Below are 1,897 nucleotides of genomic sequence, written 5' to 3' on the forward strand. Positions count from 1 at the left end.
CTCCCAGCCCTCCGGCACGAGGTGGAGGATCGGCGTGCCGGAGGGCTGGGAGGATCCGTTCTACGCCGAACTCGCCATGGCCTGCGGCCAGGAATACCGCGCGGTGTTCGGCCCGCGCACCGCCTCGGACTGGCCGGTGCACCTACACGATTTCTCGATCGAAGCCGCCGAGCTGCGGGCAGCGCTCGCGGCGACGGGAATCCGATAGCAAGTCCCGGGATCCCGAAGGGATCATCCCTTCGGCGGGGCGCCGGGGCAGCGCCCCGGCTTCCTTTCCTCGCGGCTCAGCGCGGGCGCCGCAGCGTGCGGCCGGCCGGGGCGCGCGCCTCCTTGCGGAACACGCCGACCAGCTCGACATGGCCGGACCACGCGAACTGATCGACGGGGGTGACCCGCTCCAGCCGGTAGCCGCCCGCGATCAGGATCGCGGCGTCGCGGGCGAAGGTGCCGGGGTCGCAGGCGACGCCGATCACCAGGGGCACCTTCGATTCCGCGATCCGGCGCACCTGCGCCTCGGCCCCGGCGCGGGGCGGATCGAACACCACGGCATCCTGCGCATCGAGTTCCGGGCCGAGCAGGGGGCGCCGGAACAGGTCGCGGGCCTCGGCCGTGATCCGGGCGAAGCCGGCCCCGGCCCGGTAGGCGCGGGTGAGGGCGGTGATCGCCGCCGGCTCGCCCTCGGCGGCGGCGACGTCCCGCCCCCCGGCGGCGAGGGTCAGGGCGAAGGGGCCGCTGCCGCAGAACAGGTCGGCGACCCGCTTCACCTTCGGCTTAGCTTGCGCCATCGGCTCCAGCACCAGCGCGGTCAGCGCCGCCTCGCCGGCCTCCGTCGCCTGGAGGAAGCCGCCGGGCGGGGGCAGGCGCCGGGCCGGTCCCTCGCCCACGGCCGGTGGGCGGCGCTCGACCACGATGTCGCCGTGGATCGAGAGCCGGGCGAGGTCGAGCTCTCCGGCGAGCCGGGTGAGGACGCCGCGGACGCCCTCGCTGACGGTGCCGTGGCCGCGGATGTCGATATCGAGGCCCATCGCGGTGGCGGTGGCGGCGACGTCCAGGGGCTTGCGGCCATGCCCGAGGGGAGCGGCCAGCGCCTCCGCCACGGCCGGCGCCCGGTGCAGGCCCGGCACGGTGATCGGGCAATGGTCGATCGGCACCAGGGCATGGCTGCGCGCGGCCATCAGCCCGGCCTTCGCCCGGCCCTCGATCTCGCGCACATGCAGGGTGATCCGCCGCCGGCCTTCCCCGCGGGCATCGACGAGTGGCATCAGCTCCGTCTCGATCCGCGCCTGGCTCAAGGCGTGGGCGACGATGCCGCGCTTCCATTCCCCATAGGGCTCGGCGGCGAGATGCTGCACGGCGCAGCCGCCGCAGGCCGAGAAATACGGGCAGAACGGCGCGATCCGGTCCGGCGAGGCCTCCTCCACGGAAACCAGCGTGCCGATCCGCTCGCCGCGCTGCACCCGCACCCGCTCGCCGGGCAGGGCGCCGGGCACGGGCAGCCCGTCCGCGGCGATGCCGTCGCCGCGGGCGCCGAGGCGGGCGATGGTCAGGGTTTCGGTGGCGATTTCGGTCATGGGATCATTCACGGGAGAAGCGGCGGGCGGCGACCAGGAATTCGCGGTTGCCGTCGCCGCCTTCGATGGGGGAGGGGATCGGCCCCGATACGGTGAAGCCGAGGCCGACGAGGCTGGCGCGCACGCCCTCGCAGACCTCCGCATGGATCTCCGGATCGCGCACGATGCCGCCGCGCCCGACCCGCTCGCGCCCGGCCTCGAATTGCGGCTTGATCAGCGCCGCGAGGGCCGCCTCCTCGGCGAGCTGGCCTGCGACCGCCGGCAGGACCAGCCGCAGGCCGATGAAGCTCACATCGATGCTGGCGAGGCGGGGGGCGGGGGTGATC

Annotated in this window: 2 protein-coding genes and 1 pseudogene; 1 reads left to right on the forward strand and 2 read right to left on the reverse strand. The window is 74.7% G+C overall.

From position 1 onward, the window contains the following. Window positions 1-208: pseudogene (locus MZTS_RS20675) on the forward strand (hypothetical protein); the annotation flags it as partial. 76 nt (window positions 209-284) lie between these two features. Here MZTS_RS20675 and MZTS_RS20680 read toward each other — a convergent pair. Continuing rightward, window positions 285-1,571, reverse strand: a complete 1,287-nt coding sequence (locus MZTS_RS20680; RefSeq protein ID WP_192285252.1) for a class I SAM-dependent RNA methyltransferase — start codon at window positions 1,569-1,571, stop codon at window positions 285-287. A 4-nt stretch (window positions 1,572-1,575) separates the two neighbouring features. Continuing rightward, window positions 1,576-1,897: SAM-dependent methyltransferase (locus MZTS_RS20685; protein ID WP_343068818.1), on the reverse strand; the 322-nt coding region annotated here is incomplete at its 5' end.

The sequence above is a fragment of the Methylorubrum zatmanii genome, assembly GCF_014845115.1.
Taxonomy (GTDB): domain Bacteria; phylum Pseudomonadota; class Alphaproteobacteria; order Rhizobiales; family Beijerinckiaceae; genus Methylobacterium; species Methylobacterium zatmanii.